This window comes from Nostoc sp. CHAB 5836 (assembly GCF_020829445.1).
In the GTDB taxonomy this organism is placed as follows: domain Bacteria; phylum Cyanobacteriota; class Cyanobacteriia; order Cyanobacteriales; family Nostocaceae; genus Nostoc.
On the sequence record NZ_JAIVFV010000044.1, the window covers coordinates 36,163 to 45,012 of the forward strand.

The following is an 8,850-nucleotide window of genomic DNA, read 5'->3' on the forward strand; positions in this document are numbered from 1 at the left end:
GTTGATCCCCCCTAGCCCCCCTTAAGAAGGGGGGAAAAAGAAACTCTAAAAGCCCCCCTTCTTAAGGGGGGTTGGGGGGATCTCCAAAGACTGAGGTGCTTAAAGAAAGGTTTGAAAACACGCCCTAGCCCCCCTTAAAAAGGGGGAAGAATCAAAGTCCCCCAATTTATCGGGGGATTTAGGGGGATCTAAAACGTTTTGTTACCGACAAGAGGACTTTTCAAACATCCTCTTAGAGAAGTCGGGGATCTTGTTCTCAATGCCTGTGTTTAAGGCTGCTTTGTTCGCAATGCTTGGATAGTAGGATGAGAAAATAGTTTTTGTGCTTCTGCAACCAAGCGCGTCCCCCAAAGATTTTGTTTGAGAACTTCAACATTAGCCCAGCTTTTATCCAAGCGCAGTGCTGCTTGTGCCATGTTTAAAGCTTTTTGTTCCTCACCTTTGGCATATAAAGCAACGGCTAATGCCATTTGTGGTTCTGCTACACTACCATTAATTTGAACTGCTTTTTCCCACTGCTGTATTGCTCCTTCTATATCTCCTTCTTCGTATTTGATGTTGCCAATATTGATGATAGGTGCTACTAATTTTCCATCTTTAGCGATCGCCTGATTATAATCTGTTAATGCGGCATTATCATTACCTTGTTTCTGGTACATAACGCCCCGCCAAAAGTAGGCGTTAGCATTATCAGGTTGGAGTTTAACTGCTTGATTAAAATCTGCTAATGCTCTCTGATAATCTTTTAAATCAACATGAACATAACCCCGCAAAAAGTAGGCGTTGGCATTATCAGGTTGGAGTTTAATTCCTTGATTAAAATCTGCTAATGCTCCCTGATAATCTTTTAACTTAACATGAACATTGCCCCGGAAAAAGTAGGCGTTGACATTATCAGGTTGGAGTTTAATCGCTTGATTATAATCTGCTAATGCTACTTGATAATTGTTTAACTTAACATGAACATCACCCCGTGAACGATAGTTACTAGGATCATCAGGTTGGAACTTAATCACTTGATTAAAATCTGCAAGTGCTGCTTGATAATTTTTTAAGTCCGAATAAACATCACCCCGTGAACTATAGTTACTAGGATCATCAGGTTTGAGTTTAATCGCTTGATTAAAATCTGCTAATGCTGCTTGATGATTTTTTAACTGCGAATAAACCTTACCCCGTGAACGATAATTACTAGCATTATCAGGTTGGAGTTTAATCTCTTGACTATAGAGTTTAATTACTTGATTAAAATCTGTAAGTGCTGCTTGATTATTTTTCAAATTTAAATAAACATCGCCCCGTGAACTATAGCCATCAGCATTATCAGGTTCAAGTTTAATCGCTTGATTATAATCTGCTAATGCTGCTTGATAATTTTCTAACAGCGAATAAACACTACCCCGTGAACGATAGTTACTAGCATCATCAGGTTCGAGTTTAATTGCTTGATTATAATCTGCTAATTCTGCTTGATAATTTTTTAACAGCGAATAAACAATACCCCGCAATCTATAGCTATCAGCATTATCAGGTTCGAGTTTAATTGCTTGATTATAATCTGCTAATGCTGCTTGATTATTTCTTAACCGCGAATAAACATTACCCCGCAATCTATAGCTATCAGCATTATCAGGTTCGAGTTTAATCGCTTGATTGTAATCTGCTAATGCTGCTTGATTATTTTTTAAGGTTGAATAAACACCACCCCGCAATCTATAGTTACTAGCATCATCAGGTTGGAGTTTAATTGCTTGATTGTAATCTGCTAATGCTGCTTGATTATTTTTTAAGGTTGAATAAACATTACCCCGCAATCTATAGCTATTAGCAGGTTGCAGTTGAATCGCTTGACTATAGAGTTTAATTGCTTGATTAAAATCTGTAAGTGCTGCTTGATGATTTTTCAATTCTAAATAAACATCGCCCCGTGATCTATAGCTATTAGCATCATTAGGTTGAAGTTTAATCGCTTGATTAAAATCTGCTAATGCTGCTTGATTATTTTTTAACTTCAAATAAAGATCGCCGCGCCATGTATAGCCCTCAGCATCATCAGGTTGAAGTTTAATCGCTTGATTAAAATCTGTTAATGCTGCTTGATAATTCTCTAACCGCGAATAAACAACACCCCGGAACCTATAGGAAATAGCACGATCGGATTCAAGTTTAATCGCTTGATTAAAATCTGCTAATGCTGCTTGATAATTGTTTAACTGGAAATAAAACATAGCCCGTCCCAAATACACGATAGACACGTTATACTCATCATGAAGTTTAATCGCTTGATTAAAATCTGCTAATGCTGCTTGATAATTGTTTAACTCAAAATAAACATAACCCCGTGAACTATAGTTACTAGCATCATCAGGTTCGAGTTTAATCGCTTGATTAAAATCTGCTAATGCCGCTTGATAATTCTCTAACCGCGAATAAACATCACCCCGTGAACTATAGTTACTAGCATTATCAGGTTGGAGTTTAATCTCTTGACTATAGAGTTTAATTGCTTGATTAGAATCTGCTAACGCTGCTTGATAATTTTTTAACTGGAAATAAACATTACCCCGTGCTTGATAGCCATAAGCATCATCAGGTTGAAGTTTAATAACTTGATTAAAATCTGCCAGTGCTGCTTGAGAATTTAACAAATACCAAGAATAAAAAGCAGCCCGTGAATAATAGTTCATAGCATCATCAGGTTGGAGTTTAATCGCTTGGTTATAATCTGCTAATGCTGCTTGATAATCTTTCGATTTACTGCGGATAATAGCCCGTAATCGGTAGAATGAATATAGCGGTTTCATCTCAATTGCTTTAGTCACCGCCGCGAGAGCTTCCGGGTAGCGTTTTGATTCGCTAAGTACCAGACCGCGTTGTACATAATAGCCAACATTGCTACTATTGTATTCAATTGCCTTGTCAATTGCTGCTAGTGCCTCTGGGTATTTTTCAAAATAGTATAGTGTTTGAGATTTGTAAAACCAAACTTTATCATAATCGGGGTTAATTTTGATTGCTTGCTCGAAAGCTACTAAGGCTTGTGGATATTTTTCCTGGGCATATTCCCTTACACCAAGAGCAAAATAAGCTTCATAAAAATCTGGTTTGAGCTTAATTGCTTGCTCGAAAGCTGCCACAGATTCCGAGTATTTCTCTAAACGCCACAATTGATTACCATAATTTAGCCAATCGTACTCAGTAGCATTTTGTGAAGGCTTTTGAGTAACAAATAAAGGATGATTTTTTAGTGTATTAATTTCTGTTTCTGTTAGTTTAGGGGGTACTTGAGTTACTACCTTTAACAGTTCTGGTTTCAATCCAGATTTTGTCAGCAAACCGAAAATGCTATTAATTGGGACTCCTAAACCTAACCCTAATTCTTGTTTTTCCCCCATTCCTTTGGGTTCAATACTTGTATTAATGCCAATTACTTGTCCTAGTGCATCTAATACTGCTCCCCCACTCATTCCAGGTTGTGTCAGATTTGTGTAACCCAAGTCGTAACCTGCATCAATAAGATTATTTAAATAATCTAAGCTTTCTGCACGAATAAATATTGATGCTCTGTTATAACTACGAAACCCTGCTGTCAGTTTTCTTTTTCCTGCTGCTTGTTGAGGAAATCCAGAGAGAAATATCCAGGTTTTTTTTCCCCAGGAATAATACAGGTTATATTTAGCAATTGTGGCAACTGCATAAGTTTGATTGCTAGTAAACTTAACAAGTGCTAAGTCTAATCCCTCTGGCTTAACAATATTCTCCGGCTGTACTGCATACTGCTTGCCATCTGGGGCAATAATTTCATAATTATCTAGATTTTTTACTACATGAAGTGCAGTGACTACATAGTAAGTATCACCTTGTTTAGCAATAATTACTCCTGAACCATTGCCATTATTTTTGGAATCAATTCTTACAGTAATCTGTTGAGCAATACGATCAACTTTATCAACGAATGTGTTACCTGTTGGTCTTGTAGCTTGTTGCTGATTGCGCCATTGTGGAGGAATAATTGCTAAATTGGGTGCAACTTTGGCTAAAGTTTGAATGGGAACGGCAAAACTCAGTTGTCGCAATTGCTGAACAAGTTCAGCACTCGGTCGAGTTCCATCTTGATAAGAATAAGCCTCATTTAAAATGGCATTGTTTGTTAATCCATTTATCCCGATTAATTCACCTGCTTGATTTAATAAAGCCCCTCCACTCATACCTTGTCTAATCTCGTTGGTATAACCAATCTGATAACCCCCAACTAATGGTTGAGTAGATAACAGGGAGATTTTACCATTATTGATAACTAATTCTGGACTATCTTCAGGAAAGCCAGCAGCAAATACTGACTGATTTTCTGATATATTTGAGTTGCTAGCTAAAGCGACGATTTGATAGTTTTCTTGAGATTTAAACTGTAAGACGGCTAAATCATTACCTTTTAAAGAATCACCTTGACTAATAACTGTAGCTATATATATTTTCCCATCAGGTGTTTGAATTCTATGGCTTTTCTTATTACTAATAACATGGGCATTGCTGAGGACGGTGTAAGTTGTCCCTTGTTTGTTGATTAATACTCCACTTCCACCTTTATGATTACTTAAAACTTTGACAGTCACAGCTTGAGCTAACTGACGAATTTTTTCGGCGGATAAGCTACTATTTGCCAATACAGAAGTAGGTTGATTAGCTAATTGCTGGGCTGTCGCCGCGTCGGTGATAGGTAGTAGGAAGCAAGTGCTTAAGATGGCGATAATCAACGAATTGAGTTTGTTCATTTTTGTATTTAGATAAAATTCAGGTTTTGCTTAATAAGAGTAGAAATTCTTCAGGAGCATCTCAGTTTTGCAAATGTATCCTAAATCTACCCCCCTTAATCCCCCCTTATAAAGGGGGGAAACCGGAAATCTAGTTCCCTCCCCTTTATAAGGGGAGGGTTAGGGTGGGGTAAAACTTACGCCGAAACCCAGATGAGTAGACTATTTCAGACTTGTGTATACACTCTCTGCGCTTCTGCGTGAGTTTTTCATACCTTCAATCAGCAACGCCAAAATTTAGTATTTTGTATAAAATCGTGGCGAATTGATGGTTGATTTTGAAATGCAGAGGAACGCAGAGTTTTACAAGGCTGTATTTAGCCAAAATTGATCTTATTCCTTCTCAACCGGGGCTGTTTGCAGAAATTTATTGATGTCAATTTTGTAGTAAACTGGTTGTTGTTTAGAACTATGCTCTACTGGTTTAGTGGCACGTCCTCTAAGAATGTCTTTGAGATCATCGAGAATCTGTAGAGGATCGTCTTCAGGTCGTAGAGTTAACAGTGTGGTATCGCAAGCAGCATCTTCTTGTTTGGCTGTGCAAATTACTGGTTGATTATTCTCAGTACCGTTGGCGATATAAGCCAGACTTTGATTGTTGTAAGCAGTCTGGAATCGAGACGATACTTGTTTACACCTCTCTTCTGGGGTAACAGTCTGACTATTAAACCACGCATATTTCCAACGTATAATGGCAATTTTCCCCCGTTCCGTCCAAGCATAAGTAGTAGGAAAGCGTAGATTAGTTGCTTGGTCATAACCCGAAGCACAGATAAAACGAACTTCATCATCAGCTTTGGCTTGACTAACTATAGAAGTAATGCAAACAGCAGTCAAAGCACAGCCAGTGAATAGAGAAATGATTGGTTTGAGTTGCATAATTTTCTTGGTAAATCTGGAAAAACAAGGCTTTTGAAATAATTGCGTATCAGATATTTTCTCAAAACCAGCACAATCAGTACAAATAAAAATCAAACTTGATTCTTGAGATTTATCTTAAAATCAAATTTACAGACAACTCTATATTTGATAAAAAGTTCATTTATTTTAGTCTCACAGATATTGAGGTGAAGTTTTCTTCACCATTGTCAGTTTATAACTGAGACTTGCTAAAGTAAATATGAAATTTCTTCATGCTCACTACTTGTCTTGTTTTCATCCACATTATTTTGTTGCTAGAGAAATATAACTGCTACTAAAACAATCTAATCTCGATGAGTGACACCAAGTCAAGTAGCCCAAAAATTCCTGATTGATTTGACACTTATGATTGAAAACTACATTGCTCGAATTTATCTATTCGTTGATTTGGCATCAAGGCAAAATAATGGTATCATTTTTAGCAAAATCTCGGCTGTGTTACGGGCATTGCCATTATTGTTTGTAAATAGAAAAAATAAAACTGTGTTTCAAAGCCTCTCTCCGCTTGTCTAACGACAGGCTGACGCCAACGGGGAGAGGTTTGGAGAGGGGTCAAAATATAGATGGGATATAACTAGAAAAATGGTTATCAATCAAAAGAAATTTGAAAAAATATATCAAGAGGAATTAACTCCAAAGCAGAAAAAGGTTTTACCTTCATTTTTAGCTGGACAAACAGATGAACAGATAGCTAGAGAACTTGGTGCTACTCATCGTTCTACAGCCAGCCATCAACTAAGAAATATCTCTACAAAATTTGGCTTTCCCCCGGAAACTGAACCAGATTATCGGTGTAATTTGATTGAAATATTCGCTAAATACAAGCCAGAGTTAGTTAGTGTGAAAGCTTTAGAAAAATGTGGACACATCATCCAGAATATCCGCTTTCCAGAAGGCCCGGAACCACTAAATTCTGCTTTTTATCAAGAACGTTCTCCCATTGAATCTCGTTGTTATATTGCGGTGAAAGAACCAGGCGCACTAATTCGGATTAAAGCACCTAAGCAAATGGGTAAAACTTCGTTGCTGAAGAGAATTATCGCGGAAGCTAAGAAAAGTAATTATAGTACAGTTTATTTGAATTTTAGCTTAATAGAAGCAAATAAATTTCTGAACGCTAATGACTTTCTCCGCAGTTTTTATGCTTATGTCATTAATCAATTACCTTCAGCACCTCCATTATCTCTATGGGATAAAGATACTCCCAGTATGGTGAATTGTACTTTAATATTTCAAAGTTTACTCAAACAATTAGATGGTGTTTTAGTTTTAGCTTTAGATGAGGTAGATAAATTATTTGAATATCCAGAAATTTATGGAAACTTTTTTCCGATGTTGCGTAATTGGAATGAAAATGCTAATGAGTCAGAAACATGGGAGAAATTAAGAATAATCGTAGCACATTCTACGGAAGATTATGGACGTTTAGATATTAATCAATCTCCTTTTAATGTCGGGTTACCAATTAAATTGGAAGAATTTACTGAAGAACAGGTGAAGAGTTTAGCTATTCGACATGGATTGGATAGTAAAAATATTCTTCCGCTTATGTCTTTAGTGGGGGGACATCCTTATTTGGTGCGGTTAGCGCTTTATTATTTGGTATCTCAGGATGCAAGTATTAGAGAATTGCTACAACAGGCTACTACAGATACGGGGATTTATAGCGAACACTTACGCCGACATTTAGAGACATTTCAAGAAAATCAAGAGTTGGGAAGGGTATTTCAAGAGATAGTATCTAATACTCAAGGGATTAAAGTAGAGCGTAAAAATCGGCAAATTTATCAATTGGATAGTATGGGGGTGATTAAGTTTAGCAATAATTATGTCATGCCACGTTGTCGATTGTATCATCAATATTTTGGCGTTCGCTTGTAATAAGTTTCGGTTGATGAGCCGGAAAACATAATTTTTTAAACGAACCGCCAAGACGCCAAGAGCGCGGAGGGAAAATGGAATTTAACAACTATTATAAAGTCGGTGGTAGTTTAAATGCTAATCATCGTACCTATGTTGTCCGCAAAGCAGATGCACAAATTTTTCAACTGCTGAAAGCTGGGGAATATTGTTTTGTATTTAACTCGCGTCAAATGGGTAAATCTAGTTTGCGAGTTCAAACAATCAAAAAACTTAGAGCAGTCGGAATTAAATGTGCTTCTATTGATTTAACTCTCCTTGGTAGTCATACCAGTGCATCCAAATGGTATAAAGGATTTGCCAATCAGTTATTATCTAGTTTTGAAATAGATGACATAGACTTGAATAGCTGGTGGTTACAGCATGATTGTTGGACTGAGAGCCAGAGATTAAACTTACTTTTAGAGTCATTACTTCTAAATAAATTTACATCCCATATTGTGATTTTTATTGATGAAATTGACACCCTAATTTCAAGTAAATTCAAAGATGATTTTTTTGCTTTAATTCGTGCTTGTTATAATCTCCGGGCTGAATTTCCTAAATATGAGCGTTTAACTTTTTGTTTGTTAGGGGTAGCCACACCGGGAGATTTGATTCAAGAAAGAGAACGCACACCCTTTAATATTGGTAGTTCAATAGAACTAACTGGGTTTAGCTTTACAGAGGCAAAAGATGCCTTAATTCCAGGGTTGGCGGATCAGGTAGCTGATCCAGAAGCGGTATTAAAAGATGTCTTAACTTGGACTGCTGGACAACCATTTCTTACTCAGAAGTTATGCAGTTTAATTGTGCAATATCCTGAAGATAGCTATAGTAGTGTTGCTCAGTTAGTTGATCATTATATTATTCAAAACTGGTCAGCCCAAGACGAACCAGAGCATTTACGAACAATCCGCGATCGCCTGCTACGAAATGAACAAAAAGCTGGCAGATTACTCGGATTATATCAGCAAGTTTTACACTCAAGTCAAGGAGTTATTATAGATGGCACTCCTGAACAAACCGAATTAAGGCTATCAGGTTTGGTAGTCAAAAAAGACAACTATTTGAGATTATATAACCCCATTTATCAAGCAGAAGAATGGCAAGAGGGAAACGAAGAATTAGCCCCAGATCAAACCAACCAGTCGCCGAATCTGTGGCGGCGAATACAGCAAAATCCTAATTTGACCCTGTTTGGGGTAGGGCTAACGAG

General features: G+C 37.2%; 4 protein-coding genes. 2 read left to right on the plus strand and 2 right to left on the minus strand.

Annotation, left to right across the window (positions count from 1 at the left end; all coding sequences use genetic code 11):
- Nucleotides 1-269: 269 nt before the first annotated feature.
- Both LC605_RS11605 and LC605_RS11610 read right to left on the minus strand, forming a co-directional pair.
- Complete coding sequence (locus tag LC605_RS11605) at nt 270-4,772, minus strand: serine protease (protein ID WP_229547690.1); 4,503 nt, start codon at nt 4,770-4,772, stop codon at nt 270-272.
- A 372-nt stretch (nt 4,773-5,144) separates the two neighbouring features.
- Nucleotides 5,145-5,690, minus strand: a complete 546-nt coding sequence (locus LC605_RS11610; protein ID WP_229547691.1) for a COP23 domain-containing protein — start codon at nt 5,688-5,690, stop codon at nt 5,145-5,147.
- A 624-nt stretch (nt 5,691-6,314) separates the two neighbouring features.
- Between LC605_RS11610 and LC605_RS11615 the strand changes: the two genes are divergently transcribed.
- Together LC605_RS11615 and LC605_RS11620 are read left to right on the plus strand one after the other, a co-directional pair.
- Nucleotides 6,315-7,613 (plus strand): AAA-like domain-containing protein, encoded by a 1,299-nt coding sequence (locus tag LC605_RS11615; protein ID WP_229547692.1) that lies wholly within the window; start codon nt 6,315-6,317, stop codon nt 7,611-7,613.
- Nucleotides 7,614-7,687: 74 nt separating this feature from the next.
- The coding region (locus tag LC605_RS11620) for an AAA-like domain-containing protein (protein ID WP_229547693.1) at nt 7,688-8,850 on the plus strand (1,163 nt) is incomplete at its 3' end.